This window comes from Desulfomicrobium escambiense DSM 10707, from assembly GCF_000428825.1.
GTDB classification, from domain to species: domain Bacteria; phylum Desulfobacterota; class Desulfovibrionia; order Desulfovibrionales; family Desulfomicrobiaceae; genus Desulfomicrobium; species Desulfomicrobium escambiense.
The window spans coordinates 1-19,811 of record NZ_AUAR01000001.1 but is presented as its reverse complement, the minus strand read 5'-3'; the positions used below and the strand labels follow the sequence as shown (position 1 = coordinate 19,811).

The following is a 19,811-nucleotide window of genomic DNA, read 5'->3' as shown; positions in this document are numbered from 1 at the left end:
AAGTCCTTTTCTGATGTGGCGGCAGGGGCCGGACCCCTGCCGCCGTCGCGCCCGAGGCGCGAGATCAGAGGATTAGAGTTCGGGAGTGATGCTGCCGACGTAGGTCTTCTTGCCACCCTTGATCATGACCAGACCGACGGGCTTTTCGGCGTCGTGGGTCTCGTTGATGGTGGTGGTGCCCGTCACGCCGACGAAGCCCTTGGTGGCGGCCAGGGCGTCAGTGATGGCCTGGGGCTCGGCGGAGCCGGCGCGCTTGATGGCGTCCATGATGATCATGTAGGCGTCATAGCCCAGGGCGGCGTTGACGTTGGGGTCCTTGCCGGGGTTGGCCTTGGACCAGTCAGCCGTGAACTTCTTGGCCACGGGGTTCATGTCGGGCATGGACGGATCGTAGGGGAAGGTGGTGTGCATGAAGCCTTCCACGGCGTCGCCGCCGATGGCGGTGATTTCGGGGTTGTCCATGGCGTCGCCGCCCATGATCTTGAACTTGGAGCCCAACTCCTTGGCCTGCTTCATGATGATGGCGCCTTCGGCGAAGTAGGAGGGGATGAACAGAACGTCAGGCTCCTTGGACATGATTTCCTGCAGCTGAGCGGTGAAATCCTGGTCGCCGGACTGGTAGTTCAGGGTGGCCACGATCTCGCCGCCCATCTTGTTGAAAGACTTCTTGAAGAAGTTGGCCAGACCCACGGAGTAGTCGTTGGCCACGTCGATCAGCAGGGCGGCCTTCTTGGCGCCCAGGTCCTTGAAGGCGTAGGTGGCTGCGCCGGCGCCCTGGAAGGGGTCGATGAAGCACACGCGGAAGATGTACTTCTTGCCCTGGGTGACCAGCGGGTTGGTGCAGCTGGTGCCGACCTGGGGGATGCCGGCCTTTTCGGACACTTCACCGCCGGCCATGGCCAGGGAGGATCCGTAGGTACCGATGATGGCCTGGACCTTTTCCTTTTCGATCAGGCGCTTGACCGCGTTGGCGGACTCGACCTTGTCGGACTTGTTGTCAACGACGAACAGTTCGACCTTCTTGCCCATGATCTCGCCCATTTCCTTGTGGGCCATCTGCACGCCTTCCAGTTCCAGCTGGCCGCCGAAGGCGTTCTGGCCGGTCAGGGGAAGAAACACGCCGATGCGGACGGTGTCGTCGGCAGCCAGGGACATGCCGGCAAAGCCGCAGACCATGGCCAGAACCAGAGACAGGACTACAAGTCTTTTCATCTCAAACTCCTCCAGTGAATGTTGAAATCCGACATGCCTCGCAGGGCGGTACCGGCGCCTCAGCGGCGAAGGACACAGCGAGTCTGCCATGGGGCCGGAAGCACAACGCCACAGCCCCTTTTCTCCCCATCCGGACGAACCCCGCGGGGTTCCTGCGCAACAGTAATCCTTTTCCTACCAGGACACCACTGCGGAAATCTTCTTGGCCAGCTCCACGAGGTAGCCGGCGAAACGCTTCTCGAACTCATCCATGGAGTAGCGGTCCGTGGAGGAGTCGAAGCTGACCCCGCCCACCACCTTGCCCGTGCGCAGGCTGTACAGGGGGGCGCCGATGGCGATGAGCCCAGGCACGAACTCCTCCCGGTTGCGCGTGTATCCGCGCTCGGCGGATTCGCGCAGGTCGGCCAGCAGCGCCTCGGGCGATGTGACGGTCTTGTCGGTCTTGGGCGAAAGCTCCAGCCGGCCCACAAGGGCCGCGAGTTCCTCCCGGTCCATGAAGGCCATGGCCGCCTTGCCCGCAGCCAGGTAGTAGGGCTCCGAGCCGTAGCTGAAGGAACGGAAGGCCTTGGTGTCCTGGGACTCGCGGCGGTAGATGAGGTAGATGGCGTCGCCGGACAGGATGCCCACGTCGATGTGCACGCCGTGACGCTCGTGGGCGGCGTCGACCTGGGTCTTGACGGCGCGCTCCAACTCGCTCTTTTCGAGCATGGCGTGGGCCAGGGCCAGCATGCGCACGCCCAGGCGGTAGAGACCCGTGCGGTCGTCGCGCTTCAGGAAGCCGAGCTCGCAGAACGTGTTGACGTATCTGTAGATGGAAGTCTTATTGATGCCGGTGCGGCGGGAAATCTGGGAAAGGGTGTAACCGACGTCGTCATCGCCGAAAATGTCGAGGATCCAGAGGCCCTTGGCCAATGTTTCGGAACTGTTGTCCTTGCCTGCCATGGATTTCCCGTTTGACGCCGCAACTACGCTGAAAGAATGGACCCAGCTGGATAACGGACGGCTCGTTCCGCTGAGCGAACTCATAATTTGTATCGCGAAACGGGTAGTAAAAAAAAAGGCCGATTGTCAATATGAACTCACGACCGTTGATAGGGTTGGATATTCGACGGCCTCTCAAGGCGGCAAGACGGCATGGAATGAAAGCGCGGTTTTTGCGGCGCTACGTTCGCATCGCGCTGACCGCACCCGCCTCAACCTGCGCTCTCTCGGCCAGGGCGCGGGCCGAATCGGTATCCGCCCTCTCCCTGCGTGATCTTGCCTCGGCCAGGTCCGCCTCTGTTCTGGCCCTGTTGGCCTCGATCAGGCCTACGCGGGCGTCGCGGCCGAAATGCAGGACACCCTGGAACAGCGTGATGGCCGCCGCGCTTCCGCCGGCGACCACCGCGGCGGTGATCAGAATGCCGACCTGGGTCGGCTGGATCGACCCGTCGGAAGCGGGAAACAAGCGTGACAGCACATCGAAGTCGACGTGCCGGCACGTGTACCAAGCGACCAGAAAGGCGACGGGACTCTTGAGGCCCTCTATCCGCTCGGAAGCCTTGCGGAACCAGTGGTATTCAAACACGAGCGCCAGGGCGCGCTCCAGGAGCAAGGCCAGGGCGACGAGCAGCGCCAGCGCGCCGCTGACGTCAAGCAGTCGCGCATAGGCCGCGTCGGGTGCGGACAACATGTACACCTCCGTTCGTTTCACGTATCCGGCTCAACCCGGTCCTGTCCGGCGCGAACATGCCGGACGGCAAGACGCCTCACATGACCACGCCGTAGAGTTCCGTGAACGCCTCCCGCGCATAGGCGTCGGAAGCGTAGCCGAAGCCATGGTCGCCCCATCTCTCGCCCCAGGTGTTGCGGACGACGAAACCCTCGCGGTCGTAGCCGACGAGAGCCACAGCATGCCCGCCGCCCGCCGTATCGGCCCGGTAGGCTTCAAGCCTCCCCTTGTTCTCCGTGGCCCGGTACCACGTATCGTCAACGTTCAGACGGGTCAGGATGGGCCCGTTGAAGGCGATCCACTCCCTCCACTTGCGCGGGTCCGTGCCCAGGGAAAAATAGCTGGATATCTTGAAACGTGCGGCCAGGGCGTAGAAGGAGTTAGGGCGGCCCTGAAAGAGGGACGCCTCGCCGAACGGCAGAACGGACTCGGGCACCGCGCCGAACTTGCGGACGATGTCCAGGGCCGTCTTGATGCTGGTCCCGGCGATCTCGATGAACGTGGTCGGGAAGGACGTGTACTCGTCGACCTCTTTGGCAGCCATCCAGAGATACCGGGCTGAAAGCCTCTCGAAATCGGGCAGCAGGCCCGCCTTGACGAAATGCCATCTGAGCACGGAATTGGCCGCCGCCCACCCGACGCAGGACCCCGTCTCGCCCTGATCGTCCACCCCCCACCACAGCGGTTCACGCAGATCCCTGGATTCGGGCAGGGGCAGCTCCATGTCCGTCAGGTCCGCTGCCGCGGCGTCCTCGAAAGTCCAATCCGATGCCGTGTTCCGGGATGGTGTGCAGTTGAGAATGCGCGTTCTGAATTCAGCCACGGTTCCCTCCTTCGTATCATTTTCTTATTAAGAATATGAAGTTGAGCGCGGAAAGTGAATCCGAGGACACTTGTATATTGAAATTGCAGACACTACATACTTTACATAATTTCCAGCAGCTGGAGAGTTGTGTCCGTGTGGGATGCGCACGCAGGGCGAACACGGCCACGACACCCGTCCGCCGGGATTGCGAACCGAAAAAGAGTGACTACCAAGACGTGTACGAGCGGAAACGAGCCGTATGGGCCGGTCATCCGCATCGGACGGGAAGGCCATCGACCGGGGGAAGGGAAAGTCGGGCGCCCCAGCCGGGAGAACGGCGGCGAAGCGCTCCTGGATTTACGGGCCCGACCCTGATAGCTAGACACAGCAGGCGACGAACAATCACTCCACACAGGAGAAACCATGGACCTTCAGTACTGGCATTGGCTTGTTTTCGGCATGATTCTCATCATTGCCGAGCTCTTCGTCCCGAGTTTCACCATCTTCTGGTTCGGTCTGGGCGCCCTGGCCGTCGGGGGGCTCCTGTGGGTCGTCCCGGCCCTGGGGCTAACGGCCCAGCTTCTGCTCTGGGCGCTGTTTTCAGCCCTGCTGACGGCCTTCTGGTTCCTGGTCATGAAACCGCGCATGACCGACAAGACCCGCGCCGGCATGTCCCGCGAGGCCCTGCTGGGCGAAACCGGCCAGGTCATCCGGGAGCCCGAGGGCGACAGGCGCGGCACCGTGCGGTTCTCCAAGCCCCTGCTGGGGTCGGACGAATGGTCGTTCATCTGTGACGAACCCGTACGCATCGGCGACCGGGTCCAGATTCGCGACGTCTCGGGGAACACCCTGATCGTCGTCCCCAAAAGCAACAAATAAGCCCAGGAGGCACACCATGTTCAGTCCGGGACTCACCGTCGTCATCTTCCTGCTTTTCCTCGTCATCGTGACCATCGCCATGGGCGTGCGCCTCGTGCCCCAGGGGTACAAGTACGTGGTCCAGCGTCTGGGCAAGTACCACACCACCCTGGCCCCGGGCCTGAACATCATCATCCCCTACATGGACACCGTGGCCTTCAAGGTGACCACCAAGGACATCGTCCTGGACATCCCCTCCCAGGACGTCATCACCCGCGACAACGCCGTCATCATCACCAACGCCGTGGCCTACATCAACATCGTCTCCCCCGAGAAGGCCGTCTACGGCGTCGAGGACTACCGCATCGCCATCCAGACCCTGGTGCAGACCTCGCTTCGTTCCATCGTCGGCGAGATGGACCTGGACGACGCCCTGTCCTCGCGCGACATGATCAAGTCCAAGCTGAAAGAGGCCATCTCCGACGACATCTCCGACTGGGGTATCATGCTCAAGACCGTGGAGATCCAGGATATCAACCCCTCCCAGACCATGCAGCGGGCCATGGAGGAGCAGGCCGCGGCCGAGCGCGCCCGCCGCGCCACCGTGACCCGGGCCGAGGGCGACAAGACCGCAGCCATTCTCCAGGCCGACGGCCGTCTGGAGGCCTCCAAGCGCGACGCCCAGGCCAAGGTCGTCCTGGCCGAGGCCGACCGCGCGGCCATCGAAAAGGTGGCCGAGGCGGCCAAGTCCGGCGAGCTGCCCCTGGTCTTCCTCCTGGGCCAGCGCTACGTGGACGCCATGCGCAAGATGGCCGAGACGGACAACGCCAAGGTCGTGGTCCTGCCCGCCGACCTGCCGGCCGCCGTGCGCGGCATCATGGGGACGCTGGGCAAATAGCCCAGGCCCTCTCCTCAACCCGAAAGGCCCGCCGCGGGGAGGTGACAACGCTCCCTCCCCGCGCTATGCGGACTTCCGATCGGGACAACGTCCCGCTGCAACCCTTTAACCCCGGAGTCTGGATGTTCAGCGCATCGAAGGATTTTGTCGGCACGCTCCGCAGGGGCGACGCCCGGTGATCTGACCGGTTTCGTGGCCCCTGCCCCGTCCTCAACCAGCGCATCACGAGGAGGAGCATCATGGGCTACACCAACGCCACGGAAGTCTTGCCGAAAACCGTTCTGGAGGCAGTGCAGAAGTATGTCGACGGCCAATGCGTGTACATCCCGCGCCGGGATGACCGCAGGAAGGCCTGGGGGGAGCGCACGCGGACGCGCGCCGAAATCGCGGCCAGGAACCGCGAGATCCATGCCCGGCACGCCCGGGGCATGGGAGTGCGGGAACTGGCCGAGCAGTTCTACCTCTCGCCCAAGACCATCGCCAGAATTCTGAGCGCACGAACCGCCGGAAGGTGAACACAGCGCCACGGGCCCGCCCCGTGGCGCTTTTTCGTTTTACAACCGTTCAGGGGCGCGACGGACGCGCCGCATTCGTGTACTCCGCGATCAAACAAACACGGAGATGCGACCATGACTTTCGATTCGACCACGCTGTTTTCCCGCCAATACCAGCTTGAAACCATGATGGGGCCCAACTGCCTGCGCATCCTGGACGAACTGCTCGCCCGCTTAGACCTGCCGCCCGAGGCCCGCGTGCTGGACCTGGGCTGCGGCATGGGCCTGACCTCCATGGCCCTGGCCAGGGGGTACGGCTGCACCGTGACTGCCGCCGACCTGTGGACCCCGGCCGAGGACAACGCCCGGCGCTTCGCCGAGGCGGGCCTGAAGGACCGCGTCACGGCCGTGCACTGCGAGGCCCGCGCCCTGCCCTTCGAACCGGAGTCCTTCGACGCCGTGATCAGCATCGACGCCTGGCACTACTTCGCCGCCGATTCGGCCTTCCTGGGTACGCACCTGCTCCCCCTGCTCAGGCCCGGCGGCCTGCTCGCGGTGGGCGTCCCCGGACTGCGTCGCGCCTTCGACGCCGTGCCGGACGACCTGCGCCCCTACTGGGTGGACGGCATGAACTTCTGCACTCTGCAGTGGTGGAGGGAACTGTGTCTGCAATGCACGGGCCTGACCCTGCGCGAGGCCTTCGACATGAGCTGCCATGACCAGGCGTGGGCCGAATGGCTGGAGAGCGACAACGAACACGCCAGGACCGACGTGGCCATGATGGACATGGAACGAGGCCGCTACTTCGCCACCCACGGCCTGATCGGCGAAAAGCGAAGCTAGTGAGAACCGCCATGACCCTGCAACGCCTTGGTTTCGATCCCTGGTTCACGACCCGGGTCCGGGAGATGGACGGCAGCGTCCCGGCCCGCGTGTGTGCCGTGGACCGAGGATCGTATCGAGTCCGGAACGAATCTGGAGAGGCGGAGGCGGAACTGTGCGGAAGGATCTCGTACCTGACCGACCGGGCGGCGGACCTGCCCTGCGTCGGTGACTGGGTGTCGGCACAGTACTACGACAACGGCCGGGCGGCCTTCATCCATGAGGTATTGCCGCGCAGAACCTTCCTGCGTCGCAGGGCCGCAGGCGAGGACACCCGGGAACAGATGATCGCAGCCAACGTCGACACGGCCTTCATCATCCAGGCCTGCCATTTCGACTTCAACCCCAACCGACTGGAACGCTACCTGGTCATGGCCGCGGACGGCGGAGTCGAGCCCATAGTTCTCCTGACCAAGACGGACCTGCTCGACCCGGAGGGACTGGAGCGCTTGCGAGCCCTCGTGTCCACAGTGACCAAGGCGCGGGTCATGGAAATCAGCAGCGTGACCGGCGCGGGGTACGACGGGCTGCGCGCGGCCATGGAGCCAGGCAAAACCCACTGCCTGCTCGGCTCCTCGGGCGTGGGCAAGACGACGATCGTCAACCGCCTGCTGGGGCTGGAGGCTTTCGCGACCCGCGCCGTCAGCGGCTCTGGCGAGGGAGTCCACACGACGACCCGCCGCCGGCTCATCCTGCTCGACTCCGGCGCCATGCTCATCGACACGCCCGGCATGCGCGAACTGGGCGTCCTCGGCGGCGGAGGCGACGTCGACGCGGGTTTCGGAAAGCTGGCGGAACTGGCCGCCGCCTGCCGCTTCGCCGACTGCACGCACCGCCACGAGCCCGGCTGCGCCGTGCGGGCTGCCATGGAACGCGGCGAACTGCCGGAGGAACGCCTGGCCAACTACATGAAGCTCAAAAAGGAATCGGACCACGCCGCCATGTCCGCCCTGGACAGACGCAGAAAGGACAAGGCCTTCGGCCGCCTCGTCAGGTCGGTCCAGAAGCGAGCCAAGGCCTGAACGGCCGCCCATCCGCAGCCCCCGGCTCCACTGCAAACGGCTCCGCGCCTGGAAAACAGCAAGGCCCGCCTTCCATCGAAAGCGGGCCTTTTCTGCAGTGCGGGTTCCAGAGCGGTCGGAACCGGCTCATTTCCCCGGCATCTTCAGATGCTCCAGGACCTTCTGGTGCGCCTGCTTCGACTTCTCCGTCTCCAGGGACGGGATCTCGTCGCGGTCCACATAGCGGATGGCCGCGCAGGGGCACATCTCCACGCAGGCCGGACCCATGCCGACCTGGCGGCGCTGGGCGCACATGTCGCACTTGGCGACCATGACTCCGCGGTCCGTCTCGAACATGGCGCTGTGGGGGCAGGCCAGGATGCAGTTCTTGGTCTGGCAGCCGCGGCAGAGCATGGGCTGCAGGATGACGGCCCCGTCCTTGTCCTTCTTCAGGGCGCCGCGCGGACAGGCGTTGGCGCACTTGGGGTTCTCGCAGTGCAGGCAGTACAGGGGCACCATGACGCCGTCCACGGTGCGCGTCATGTGGATGCGCGAGGTGTCGTGGGTGAAGCGGCACACGTATTCGCAGGTCTCGCAGCCGATGCACAGGCTGTAGTCGATGTAGAGGGTCTTGCCGCAGCTCATGCCTGCCTCCCGAATCCGGCCTCGTTGGCCACGAGGTCGTTGTAGTCGTAGGCGTCCAGGCGGTCCTGGGCCTTGAGGTCCAGCCAGTTGGCCAAGGACCGGGCCGCGCGCAGGCCGCTGTAGACCGCCTTGCCGATCTTGCTCGGTCCGCTCAAGGCGTCGCCGGCCACGAAGACGTTCTCGATGGCCGTCATGTGCAGCCAGCGCACCTCGCCCTTGCGCACGTTCTCAAGGCCCAGCTCCTTGGCGAAGGGCGGCGTGGCCACCTCGCCGATGGCCGCCACCACCAGGTCCACGGGCAGGACGATGTTCTCCGGCCCGTCCTTGCCGGGACGCGAAATCTCCAGGCCCTCGACTCTGCCCTCCCCCAGGACACGCACGGGAGTGCTGCGCTCCAGCCATTCCACGCCCATGGCCTTCAACTGCTCGATCTCGAAGGAACCGCACGGCGCCTCGCGGCTGGTGCGGCGGTAGATGTGGTAGACCTTGGCCGCGCCGAGATGGATGGCGCTGTGGGCCACGTCGACGGCCGAGTGGCCGGCGCCGATGACGGCCACGGCCTTGCCCTGCACGTCGGGCAGCTTGACGTTGGGCGCGCTGTATTTGACGGCGCGGATGGGGAAGAGGAACTCAAGACCCGAAAAGACGCCGGGCAGGTTCTCGCCGGGGATGCCCAACTTGCGGGAGCGCCAGGAACCCGTGCAGATCATGATGGCGTCGTGCTTCTTGACCATGTCGCCGAAGCCCAGGATCTCGCGACAGAAATGGTCACCCTCCTCGTCGTGGAGGGGGCCGCTGCAGCAGATCTTGGTGTGGGTGTGGAAGATGACGCCGCCCTGCCGCTCCAGCCTTCGCGCGCCGAGGTCGATGCGCTCCTTGGGGATGCGGTAGCCGGGGATGCCGAAGAGCATGAGGCCGCCGGGCTTGGGCAGCTTGTCGTAGACCTCCACCTGGTAGCCCAGGCAGGACAGGTAGCCCGTGGCGGCCAGGCCCGACGGGCCGGCGCCGATGATGCCGACGCTGCGGCCGTTGGGCATGGCCGGCTCGGAGCAGAGAAAATTGAAGTTGATGGGGTCCATGAGTCGCTCCCTATGGCTGGATGCACGTATGCTCAACGTCTGTGCCGGGGCCGGTGCTTTGTCAAGAAAGAGCAATCGTTCACAAGGGTTCGGTCCTTGGCGCGAGGGCAACACGCGTTTTTTGACCTGGGTCAAAGCCGGCGTCGCAGCATCTGCGTAAAGCTCTTCTCAACGGGAACGACATGGCCGTCCCGGCGCGGGGAAAAGAGCTTTTTTGACATGGGTCAAAGCGCCCGGCGCGGGTTGCCCGTAAACCCCTTCTCAACGGAAACGACAACACCATCCCAGGAGGCTACCCCTCATGTTTTGCAACCAGTGTGAACAGACTGCCAAAGGAACCGGCTGCACCAAGGTCGGCGTGTGCGGCAAGCAGCCCGAAGTGGCCGCTCTCCAGGATCTTCTCATCTACGCCCTGCAGGGGCTGTCCGAAGTGGCCGTGCAGGCCCGCGCCAAGGGCGTGTCCGAAGCCGACCTGAACCGCTTCGTCAACGAAGGCGTCTTCTCGACCCTGACCAACGTCGATTTCGACCCGGCCCGCTTCGAAGTCCTGATCAGGGACGCCGTGGCCCGCCGCGAGGCCCTCAAGGCCAAGTCCGGCGTCAATGTCGCCACCCCGGCCGCCACCTTCGCCCCGGCCGCCACCCTTGAAGGCCTCGTGGCCCAGGGCGAACAGCACAATATCTCCGAAGCCCTGGAAGCCCACGAGGACCTTCGCTCCCTGAAGCAGATCCTCATCTACGGCCTCAAGGGCGTCGCCGCCTACGCCGACCACGCCGCCATCCTCGGCCGCGAGGACGAGAGCGTCTACGAATTCGTGCAGCGCGCCCTGGCCAAGAGCCTGGACAAGCTGGGCCTGGAAGAGCTCATCGGCCTGTGTATGGAGTGCGGCCAGGTGAACCTCAAGGCCATGGAACTCCTGGACGGCGGCAACACCGGCACCTACGGCCACCCAGTCCCGACGGAAGTGCCCCTGGGCGCCAAGAAGGGCAAGGCCATCCTCGTCTCCGGCCATGACCTGAAGGACCTGGCCATGCTCCTGGAGCAGACCGCGGGCAAGGGCATCAACATCTACACCCACGGCGAGATGCTGCCCTGCCACGGCTACCCGGAGCTCAAGAAGCACGCTCACTTCCACGGCCACTATGGCACGGCCTGGCAGAACCAGCAGAAGGAATTCGCCGAGTTCCCCGGTGCCATCCTCATGACCACCAACTGCATCCAGAAGCCGGTCGAGTCCTACAAGGGCAACATCTTCACCACCGGTCTGGTCGGCTGGCCCGGCGTGACCCACGTCGGCAAGGACTTCACCCAGGTCATCGCCAAGGCCCTTGAAATGCCCGGCTTCGCCGCCGACGAGGACAAGGGTAGCGTCCTGACCGGGTTCGCCCGCAACGCGGTCCTGGGCGTGGCCGACAAGGTCATCGCCGCGGTCAAGGGCGGCGACATCCGCCACTTCTTCCTGGTCGCGGGCTGCGACGGCGCCAAGCCCGGCCGCAACTACTACACCGAGTTCGTCGAGAAGGTTCCGAGCGACTGCGTGGTCCTGACCCTGGCCTGCGGCAAGTTCCGCTTCTTCGACAAGAAGCTCGGCGACATCGGCGGCATCCCGCGCCTGCTGGACGTCGGCCAGTGCAACGACGCCTACTCGGCCATCCAGATCGCGGTGGCCCTGGCCGGAGCCTTCAACTGCGGCGTGAACGATCTGCCCCTGTCCATGGTCCTGTCCTGGTACGAGCAGAAGGCCGTGGCCATCCTGCTGACGCTGCTTTCCCTCGGCATCAAGGGCATCCGCCTCGGGCCCAGCCTGCCGGCCTTCATCACCCCCAACGTCCTGAACGTGCTGGTCGAGAACTTCGACATCAAGCCCATCACCACCCCGGACGAAGACCTCAAAGCCATCCTCGGCTAGCCCTGACCGGCCAGCCATCCTCCACAAGGCCCCGCCCCGCGCGGGGCCTTTTTCGTGCGCTCTGCAAACAGGGTCGCCGTCAGCCGTCTGATTCCGCACTCCCCGGTTGACAGCGCGCATGGTTCATGGCCACAGAATCGGGAAGCGTCTCAACGCAACCCGGACACAGCATGGACGAACGCACCAATCCCCTGAACCGCCTCAATGACTCCCTGACAGCCGCACTGTGGCGAGCCCGCCCCGGGCACGGGCCCGTCCCCTGGATCGCGGTCCGCCTGCTCCGCACCCTGTTTCTGGCGACCAAAGGCTTCGACGCCAGGCAGGGCCCCCTGCACGCATCGGCCCTGACCTTCTACTCCCTCCTGTCCCTGGTCCCGCTGGCGGCCATGGCCTTCGGCGTGGCCAAGGGCTTCGGCTTCGAACAGATGCTGGAACGCGAACTGCTCAGGCATTTCGCCGCGCAGCAGGAAGTGGTCCTGCAGGTCATCGGCTTCGCCCGCAACATGCTCGACAACACCAAGGGCGGCCTCATCGCCGGAGTGGGCGTGGCCGTGCTGTTCTGGTCCGTGATCAAGGTGCTGGGGCGCATCGAGGAGAGCTTCAACCTCATCTGGGGCGTCGCCCCGCGCCCCCTGATGCGCAAGCTGAGCGACTACCTGACGGTCATGATCATCGGCCCGGTCCTGCTCATCATGTCGGGCAGCGTCACGGTCTTCATCGCCTCGCAGGTCTCGGCCCTGTCCTCGCAGGTCGGCCTCGAAAACGTGGTCGACCCGGCCGTGTCCCTGGGTCTGGCCCTGGCTCCGTACGTGCTCCTGTGGGTCCTGTTCGCCCTGGTGTACCTGATCATGCCCAACACCAGGGTGCGCCTCGGCAGCGCCGTGCTCGGCGCGGTCCTGACCGGCTCGGCCTATCAGCTCCTGCAGATCGCCTATGTCCGGTTCCAGATCGGGGTGAGCAGCTACAACGCCATCTACGGCAGCTTCGCGGCCCTGCCCCTCTTCCTGGTCTGGCTGCAGCTGAGCTGGATCATCGTCATCTTCGGGGCGGAGATCGTGCACGCATTCCCCGATTCGGACTTCCCCGAGGCCGAATCGGGCTGCGCGGCCCGCAGCATAACGCAGACGCGGGTTCTGGCCCTGGCCATAAGTCACGAGGTCGTGAGCCGCTTTCATCGCGGCGAAGCGCCCCTGAACGAGAAGGGGCTTGCGACCGCACTGGACACTTCCGTGGCCGAAGTGCACGAAATGGCCGACATGCTCGACCAGGCGGGTATCCTCTGCCGAACGGCCCACGATGACACTCCGGTGCTGCAGCCGGCCCGCGACAGTTCCGGCATCACGGTCCAGGACGTCCTCTCGGCCGTGGACAACGCCCACGCCCGCAAATTCTTCCCGGACCGTCACCCGAAAATGGCGGCCATGGCGGCCTGTCTGCGCAGACTTTGCCCCACCGCAGATGGAATCCCGGACGCAACCCTGCTGCGCGACGTGCCGCTCGAAAGCTCCGTGGCGACTGATGGCGGTACACCGGGCATCACTAATTGGTCATTTTTGTCCAAAAATGACCAAAATGACAGAGACAATAAGGAATAAAATCACAAAAAAGTAAACAAAAGTCGTTTTCAAAGTAGCCACCAACGCATAATCGCCCGGCATCCTCTTCGCACCTTGGCCTCGGCGACGAAGAATTCATTTTTCATCCTTTATATTCAGCATGTTGTAAAAATTTGAAATCTCAGCCCCTTCGGCGCGGGCTGCGCGGCATCCTTGTTGCTCACGTCACGGCATGAGCACCTCCACCTGTTCCACCGAACTGCGAGTCCTGCTGGCCATCAGCAAGGTCATCGACCAGGCCCTGGATCTGGAGAGCGCCCTGGAGTCCATCCTCAAGATCCTCTCGGACACCATGAGCATGCGGCGGGCCACGGTCACCCTCTACGACCCCCAATCCGGCCGTCTGGCCATCTCCACGTCCAACGGCCTGTCCGACCAGGAAAAGCGGCGCGGCGTGTACCGCATGGACGAGGGCATCACCGGGACCATCTTCCGCACGGCAAGGCCCTACGTGGTGCCCGATATCTCCATGGAACCGCTCTTCCTGGACAAGACCGGCACAAGGCGCATCAGCCGCGAGCGCATCTCCTTCGTCGGCGTGCCGATCCTGCTGCACGGCAGCCCCATCGGCGTCCTCAACGTGGACAGGGTTTTCACGGGCCAGGAGCAGCTCGACGCCGACACCGAGTTCCTGACCGTGGTGGCCACCCTCATCTCGCAGTTCCTGAGCCTGAACGAAAAAGTCAAAAACAGGGAAGCGGCCCTCAAGCAGGAAAACACGTCCCTCAAATACCAGATCGCCAAGGAGAACCACGGTCCCTACATCGTGGGCAAGAGCCAGGCCATGCTGGAGGTCGAGCAGTACGTGGCCAAGGTTGCCACGACCAAGGCCACGGTGCTGCTGCTCGGCGAATCCGGCACCGGCAAGACGCTCATCGGCCGCATCATTCACGAGTTGTCCGACCGCAAGGCCCACCCCTTCATCAAGGTCAACTGCGCCTCCATCCCTGAAAATCTCTTGGAGGCCGAACTCTTCGGCTACGAAAAGGGCGCCTTCACCGGCGCCAACAGCGCCAAGCCCGGACGCTTCGAGGACGCCCACCTGGGCACGATCTTTCTGGACGAAATCGGGGAGCTGACCCTGACCCTGCAGGCCAAACTCCTGCGCGTCCTGCAGGAGCGGGAGTTCGAGCGCATCGGCAGCAACCGCACGCGCAAGGTCGACGTGCGCATCATCAGCGCCACCAACCGAGAGCTGGACCTCCTGGTCTCCCAAGGCCTCTTCCGCGAGGACCTCTACTACCGCCTGAACGTCTTCCCCGTGTGCGTGCCGGCCCTGCGTGAACGAAAGGAGGACATCCCGCGCCTGCTGAACCACTTCCAGAAGGAACTGGAGCGCGAATACGGGCGCAGCCTGACCCTGACCGCCGAGGCCCTGAACCTTCTGCTGGGCTACGACTGGCCTGGGAATGTGCGTGAACTCGAAAATCTCGTCGAGCGCCTCGTCATCCTGACCGACGACAAGCCGGTGGAAGCCGAATTCATCCGCGGTTTCCTGAACCCGGAAACGCACCGCCCACATGCCGCCCGCACCATCCAGGAACCGCCGTCACCGCCGACGGAACAGTGCCAGCCGTTGCGGGAAACGGAGCGCAAGGAAGTGGTGGCGGCCCTCAAACGCAATGCCTGGATTCAGTACAAGGCCGCGCGCGAACTCAATCTCACCCCCCGCCAGATGGGCTACCGCGTCCGGAAGTTCAACCTGGAGGAGCTCATCGCCAAAGGGCGCGTGGAATCCCGCAGACATCAGCCATGACCCCAAGGCCCGGCCGGATCCCAGCACCAACCTCCCTCGTCCGGCCGGGCTTCCTTCTTCACTTTCCCCCAGCATCCGTGCTATGAACAAAGCAGGCGCCAAACGTCCAGGCGGCGACCCGCAGCCTTTGCCTCGCAAAGGTTCGCGACTTGCCTCTTGACGAGCGCTTCCGAAAAGCACAAGGGGAGATACCGAAAATTGCCCGCACGCGGCAGAGTTTCACTTCAGGGAGCACAGCGAATGTTCATGCGATTCAAAGCGTTCGGCTTTGTGGCCGGACTTTTTCTTTTTGTTCTGACCAACCAGGCCACAGCCCAGCCCGCCCCTTTCGGACTTGAGAACGTCGTGGCCCTGGCCAGGGACCTCGCGGCCAAGCCCTTCGAGGACAACCAGGGCCAGGTTCCCCAGATACTGCGCGACATCTCCTACGACCAGTGGCGGGACATCCGCTTCGACCCCGAAAAGAGCCTGTGGCGCGACGAAAAGCTGCCTTTCGAACTGCAGTTCTTCCATCCTGGGCTGTTCTACGACCGCACGGTCGCCATCAACATCATCGACAAGGACGCCCCCGCGCGCCTGGACTTCGATACCACGGCCTTCAACTACGGCGGCAACAACTTCGCCGGACAGATTCCCGCGGACATGGGCTATGCGGGCTTTCGCATCCACTCCGCCATCAACACCAAGAAATATCTCGACGAGTTCCTGGTCTTCCTTGGCGCCAGCTACTTCCGTGCCGTGGGCAAGGGTCAGCACTACGGGCTTTCGGCCCGCGGACTGGCCGTGGACACGGCCGAAGCCACGGGCGAGGAGTTCCCCTTCTTCAAGGAGTTCTGGATCGTGAAGCCGGGCAAGAAGGACAAGAGCATCGTCATCTACGCCCTGCTCGACTCGCGCCGCGTCACGGGCGCCTTCCGCTTCGACGCGACGCCCGGCGCCGAGACCGTCATGGACGTCGAATCGGTCGTTTTCCTGCGGGAACCGGTGGCTAGGCTCGGCATCGCCCCTTTGACCAGCATGTTCATCTTCGGCGAGAACTCGAACCCGCGCGTCAACGACGACTTCCGCCCCGAAGTGCATGACTCCGACGGCCTCATGGCCAGATTCGAGAACGAGGAATGGCTCTGGCGCCCCCTGCAGAACCCCAAGACCCTGGCGGTCAACGTCTTCAACGCCCCCAACATCCGCGGCATGGGCCTCATGCAGCGCGACACGGACTTCGACAACTACCTCGACCTCGAAGCCAGGTACGAAGCCCGGCCCAGCGCGTGGATCGAGCCCAAGGGAGACTGGGGTCCGGGACAGCTGCACTTGGTGCAGATCCCCTCCCCCGAGGAGATTCACGACAACATCGTCTCCTTCTGGGCGCCGGAAGTCACGCCCGAACCTGGCAAACCCCTGCGCTTCGACTACAGGGCCCGCTGGACGGCGCCGCATCGCGTGACATCGCCCGAGGGGCAGGTCATCTTCACGCGCACGGCCAAAGGCAAGGGCGAAAGGTCCAGGCTCTTCGTGCTCGAATTCGCGGGCGGCAAGCTCGACGACTTGCCCGACGACGCCGCCCTGGACGCCAACGTCTGGATCGGCGAGGGTGGCAAGCTTCTGGAAAAACGCGTCTACAAGAATCAGGTCACGGGCAACTGGCGCCTGGCCTTCGAGATCGAGCCCGACGCCTCGTCGGGCCTTTCCCTGGTCCTATCGGACAAGCGCCCCTTCATCGAGATGCGCGCCACCCTGCAACATGGCATGGCTCCGCTGACGGAGACATGGTCCTACGCCATCAAGCTGTGATGAAAAAAGAAACGGCTGACCCATCCCAGACCGGCCTTCAGGACATGTTCCGCCCCCCGGTCGAGACTCCGGCCATGCTGCTGGAGGCCCGTATGGAGGCCGCCGGCCGCCGCATGGCCGTCTACCTGCGGCACCTGCCCCTGCCGGAAAGGACACGGCACGAACTGGCTCTGGCGGCCCTGACGGAACTGGCCAAGGACCCGGGCGTCAACCCGGTCCAGGCGGAAGCCAGGGGCATGAGGATCCTGCGCGGTTTGCTGTCCGAGCAGACACCGGCAGTGCATGTCGTTCCTGGACCCGGCGTCCGGAGAAGGCACATGAGGCCGGAGGAAATGGATCGTCGCCCGTGGGTGCGGGTCTACCTGAACTTCATGCGGCCGCTGTGGATCATGGCGGCAGGCTTCTTTAACACGGCGCTGATCGACTTCCTGCTCTATGCGCTGCTCCTGGCCGGGCTGCGGATCATGGACATGCAGCTGCCCTGACCCGCAACACCCGATATTCCCGCTGCCGCGCCCACAGATACGGCGGCGGACGACTCCTTGAAGGAGAAAAATGAAACGCGAATTTCTGAATGAACCGTGGCGCAAGATCGCCTCACGCCGCAGGCTCCTGCTCCTGATCCTGGTCCTCGCTCCGGCCCTGACTGCCGCCTACGTCATGGGCGGCCTTCTGCCGCACAAGGGGCGGACGGTCCTTGAAGCCGCCATCATCGCCGTCTACTGCGTGCTCTTCATCTGGATTTCACTGGGCTTCTGGACAGCCCTGGCAGGTTTCTGGACCCTGCTGAAGAGGGATGACCGCTTCGCCGTGAGCCGGTCGCGCGGGGAGCTCGATGCGCCCATCCGCCAGAACGTCAGGACCGCCATCCTCTTTCCCGTCTGCAACGAAGACCCCGAGAGGATCATGGCCGGCATCCAGGCCGTGTGGCGTTCCCTGACACGGCTTGGCGCCGCGGACCGCTTCGACATCCACATTCTGAGCGATTCCAACGACCCCGAACGCTGGGTGCAGGAAGAGGCCGCCTGGAACCGCCTCTGCAACGACCTGTCGGCCCACGGGCACATCTTCTACCGCCGCCGGCGCATCAATCTCAAGCGCAAGAGCGGCAACGTGGCCGACTTCTGCCGCCGCTACGGCGACCACTACACCTACATGATCGTCTTCGACGCGGACTCGGTCATGTCCGGCGAGACGCTCATCCGCATGGTGCGCATCATGGAGCGCAGACGCAACGTCGGCATCCTGCAAACGGCGCCGGCCTGCACGGGCCGCGAAACCTTCATCGCCCGCGCCCAGCAGTTCGCCAACAGGGCCTACGGCCCCATGTACGCGGCGGGCCTGCACCACTGGTTCCTGGGCGACGCGCAGTTCTGGGGGCACAACGCCATCATCCGGGTCAAGCCGTTCATGAAGCACTGCGCCCTGACGCGCCTGCCCGGCAAACCGCCCCTGGGCGGGGACATCATGTCCCACGACTTCGTGGAGTCGGCCCTCATGCGCCGAGCCGGCTATTCGGTCTGGCTGGCGTATGATCTCGAGGGCAGCTACGAGGAGGTGCCGCCCAACCTGCTGAACGAGCTCAAGCGCGACCGCCGCTGGTGCCAGGGCAACCTCCAGCACCTGCGGCTGGTCTTCACCCGCGGCATCTTCCCCGGCCACCGGGCCCTGTTCCTGAACGGCGTCATGGCCTACGGCTCGGCGCTGCTGTGGTTCCTGTTCCTGGCCCTGGCCACGGCCGAAGCCGTGTCCGAGGCTCTCGTCCAGCCCGATTACTTCACTCCAACCAAATCCCTCTTCCCCGTCTGGCCGGTCTGGGACCCGATCCCGGCCCTGAGCCTTCTGGCCGGAACGGCCATCGTGCTGTTCCTGCCCAAGGTCTGCGCCCTGCTCCTGGCCCTGATCAAGGGGCGCCGCAAACAGTTCGGCGGCTTTTTCGCCCTGTGCGGCAGCATCATGACGGAAGTCGTCCTCTCGACCCTGCTCGCCCCCGTGCGCATGCTCTTCCACAGCAAGTACGTCTTCCTGACCCTCATGGGCATGGGCATCGGCTGGGGCACGCAACAGCGTGACGACGAGGGAACCAGTTTCTGGGACGCCCTGCGCTTTCACGGCGGCGGCACGCTCCTGGCCCTGGTCTGGGGCGCGGCCCTCTTTCAGATCAACCGCGTCTTCTTCTGGTGGAGTTCGCCGCTGGTCATCTCGCTGCTGCTGTCCATCCCGGTGTCCATGATCACCAGCCAGGCCAAAGTCGGCAGGTTCCTGCGCCGCCTGCGCATCTTCGTCACCCCCGAGGAAGTCCGCCTGCCACGCGAGTATGAGGACATCGACGCCTACATGCAGAGCACCTCCAACGATCGCAGCGGATTCGGCATCCCCTCCGAGGACGGGTTCGTACGCGCCGCCGTCGTCCCGGCCATCAACACGCTGCACCGCAGCCTGCTGCGCGGGCCGCGAGCCCTCGCCCCTGAAATCGCCAAGCGCCGCGACGATCTGCTGGACAGGGTCCTGCAACACGGCCCGGCTGCCCTGAACAAGAAAGAGCGCAAGGAGCTCCTCTACGACAGCGAGCGCATGGAGCGGCTGCACCACGGCATCTGGGAACTCCCGGAGGAGACGCTGGAAAAGCTGTGGAACGTGCGCCTGAGTTGACGGAACGCCTGCCCCAAAGCGGGCGATGAACGTTTGATTCCACCAGAAGTCCCGGAGGTTGCAAAAAACCTCCGGGACTTCTTTTTGCCGCAATCCGTCATTATCCTTTCGCTCTCTGTTCCAGATGCATTCCGATTCACATCGAAGATGGATCTCGCGCGTTGCCCGACTAGGCCGCGCTGCGCTCGCGGTGACGGCCGTGACAATGCGTCATTGCGAGGAGTCTTCGACGCGGCAGGTAGTGTGCGGGATCTTCAGCAAAAAGAAAGACCATGGCATGTGTGGGTTGTACCACCAATCCACAACTCCGGGAGGAGTCTGCCATGGTCAGGAAGAATTCTATTCTATCGTCGTCTGAACTGAAAGGGCTTCTTGAAGGCGAACAGGATGTTTTGAAGGAACTCGTGCGTGCGGTTGTCCAGCAAACGTTGGAGGCCGAGATGGACGCAGCCCTTGGAGCATCCAAGGGTGAGCGCACAGAGGGCCGTCTGGGCTATCGCAG

General features: G+C 64.2%; 18 protein-coding genes. 12 read left to right on the top strand and 6 right to left on the bottom strand.

The features are described 5' to 3' along the window. Window positions 1–72: 72 nt before the first annotated feature. The 4 genes from G394_RS0100090 to G394_RS0100075 form a co-directional block, all read right to left on the bottom strand. Window positions 73–1,212, bottom strand: coding sequence for an ABC transporter substrate-binding protein (locus tag G394_RS0100090; protein ID WP_028575908.1), 1,140 nt, complete (start codon window positions 1,210–1,212; stop codon window positions 73–75). Window positions 1,213–1,386: 174 nt separating this feature from the next. Further along, complete coding sequence (locus tag G394_RS0100085) at window positions 1,387–2,154, bottom strand: IclR family transcriptional regulator (RefSeq protein ID WP_028575907.1); 768 nt, start codon at window positions 2,152–2,154, stop codon at window positions 1,387–1,389. 220 nt (window positions 2,155–2,374) lie between these two features. Next, window positions 2,375–2,884, bottom strand: a complete 510-nt coding sequence (locus tag G394_RS0100080) for a hypothetical protein (RefSeq protein WP_028575906.1) — start codon at window positions 2,882–2,884, stop codon at window positions 2,375–2,377. A 76-nt stretch (window positions 2,885–2,960) separates the two neighbouring features. Continuing rightward, window positions 2,961–3,746 (bottom strand): C1 family peptidase, encoded by a 786-nt coding sequence (locus G394_RS0100075; RefSeq protein WP_156902348.1) that lies wholly within the window; start codon window positions 3,744–3,746, stop codon window positions 2,961–2,963. Window positions 3,747–4,151: 405 nt separating this feature from the next. Between G394_RS0100075 and G394_RS0100070 the strand changes: the two genes are divergently transcribed. From G394_RS0100070 to rsgA, 5 genes are all read left to right on the top strand, one after another. Continuing rightward, the gene (locus tag G394_RS0100070) at window positions 4,152–4,607 is read left to right on the top strand and encodes an NfeD family protein (protein ID WP_028575904.1); all 456 of its coding nucleotides are present in this window, start codon (window positions 4,152–4,154) and stop codon (window positions 4,605–4,607) included. Window positions 4,608–4,623: 16 nt separating this feature from the next. After that, entirely contained in the window at window positions 4,624–5,484 is an 861-nt protein-coding gene (locus G394_RS0100065) for an SPFH domain-containing protein (protein ID WP_028575903.1), read from the top strand. Window positions 5,485–5,723: 239 nt separating this feature from the next. After that, the gene (locus G394_RS0100060; RefSeq protein WP_028575902.1) at window positions 5,724–5,999 is read left to right on the top strand and encodes a CD3324 family protein; all 276 of its coding nucleotides are present in this window, start codon (window positions 5,724–5,726) and stop codon (window positions 5,997–5,999) included. A gap of 114 nt (window positions 6,000–6,113) precedes the next feature. After that, entirely contained in the window at window positions 6,114–6,821 is a 708-nt protein-coding gene (locus G394_RS0100055) for an SAM-dependent methyltransferase (protein ID WP_028575901.1), read from the top strand. An 11-nt stretch (window positions 6,822–6,832) separates the two neighbouring features. Next, window positions 6,833–7,882 carry a ribosome small subunit-dependent GTPase A gene (rsgA, locus tag G394_RS17270; RefSeq protein ID WP_043774268.1) on the top strand — a complete coding sequence of 350 codons (1,050 nt, stop codon included), beginning with the start codon at window positions 6,833–6,835 and terminating at the stop codon, window positions 7,880–7,882. A 126-nt stretch (window positions 7,883–8,008) separates the two neighbouring features. Here rsgA and G394_RS0100045 read toward each other — a convergent pair whose 3' ends face one another. Then, the gene (locus G394_RS0100045; RefSeq protein WP_028575900.1) at window positions 8,009–8,506 is read right to left on the bottom strand and encodes a 4Fe-4S dicluster domain-containing protein; all 498 of its coding nucleotides are present in this window, start codon (window positions 8,504–8,506) and stop codon (window positions 8,009–8,011) included. Next, entirely contained in the window at window positions 8,503–9,585 is a 1,083-nt protein-coding gene (locus G394_RS0100040) for an FAD-dependent oxidoreductase (RefSeq protein ID WP_028575899.1), read from the bottom strand. Before G394_RS0100040 ends, G394_RS0100045 begins: the two co-directional genes overlap by 4 nt. A 301-nt stretch (window positions 9,586–9,886) precedes the next feature. Here G394_RS0100040 and hcp point away from each other — a divergent pair, with 301 nt between their 5' ends. From hcp to G394_RS21800, 7 genes are all read left to right on the top strand, one after another. Next, window positions 9,887–11,494, top strand: coding sequence for a hydroxylamine reductase (gene hcp, locus G394_RS0100035; RefSeq protein WP_028575898.1), 1,608 nt, complete (start codon window positions 9,887–9,889; stop codon window positions 11,492–11,494). Window positions 11,495–11,664: 170 nt separating this feature from the next. Continuing rightward, window positions 11,665–13,089, top strand: coding sequence for a YihY/virulence factor BrkB family protein (locus G394_RS17265; RefSeq protein WP_051306826.1), 1,425 nt, complete (start codon window positions 11,665–11,667; stop codon window positions 13,087–13,089). Window positions 13,090–13,282: 193 nt separating this feature from the next. Next, window positions 13,283–14,866 carry a nif-specific transcriptional activator NifA gene (gene nifA, locus G394_RS0100025; RefSeq protein WP_028575897.1) on the top strand — a complete coding sequence of 528 codons (1,584 nt, stop codon included), beginning with the start codon at window positions 13,283–13,285 and terminating at the stop codon, window positions 14,864–14,866. Between the two features lie 246 nt (window positions 14,867–15,112). Continuing rightward, entirely contained in the window at window positions 15,113–16,657 is a 1,545-nt protein-coding gene (locus G394_RS0100020) for an OpgD/OpgG family glucan biosynthesis protein (RefSeq protein WP_245578225.1), read from the top strand. Further along, window positions 16,657–17,142: a hypothetical protein gene (locus G394_RS19830; protein ID WP_051306825.1), complete on the top strand. Its 486-nt coding sequence runs from the start codon at window positions 16,657–16,659 to the stop codon at window positions 17,140–17,142. Before G394_RS0100020 ends, G394_RS19830 begins: the two co-directional genes overlap by 1 nt. A 70-nt stretch (window positions 17,143–17,212) precedes the next feature. Then, window positions 17,213–19,309, top strand: a complete 2,097-nt coding sequence (mdoH, locus tag G394_RS0100010; protein WP_028575895.1) for a glucans biosynthesis glucosyltransferase MdoH — start codon at window positions 17,213–17,215, stop codon at window positions 19,307–19,309. Between the two features lie 323 nt (window positions 19,310–19,632). Continuing rightward, a partial coding sequence (locus G394_RS21800) for a transposase (RefSeq protein ID WP_043774332.1) occupies window positions 19,633–19,811 on the top strand: 179 nt, incomplete at its 3' end.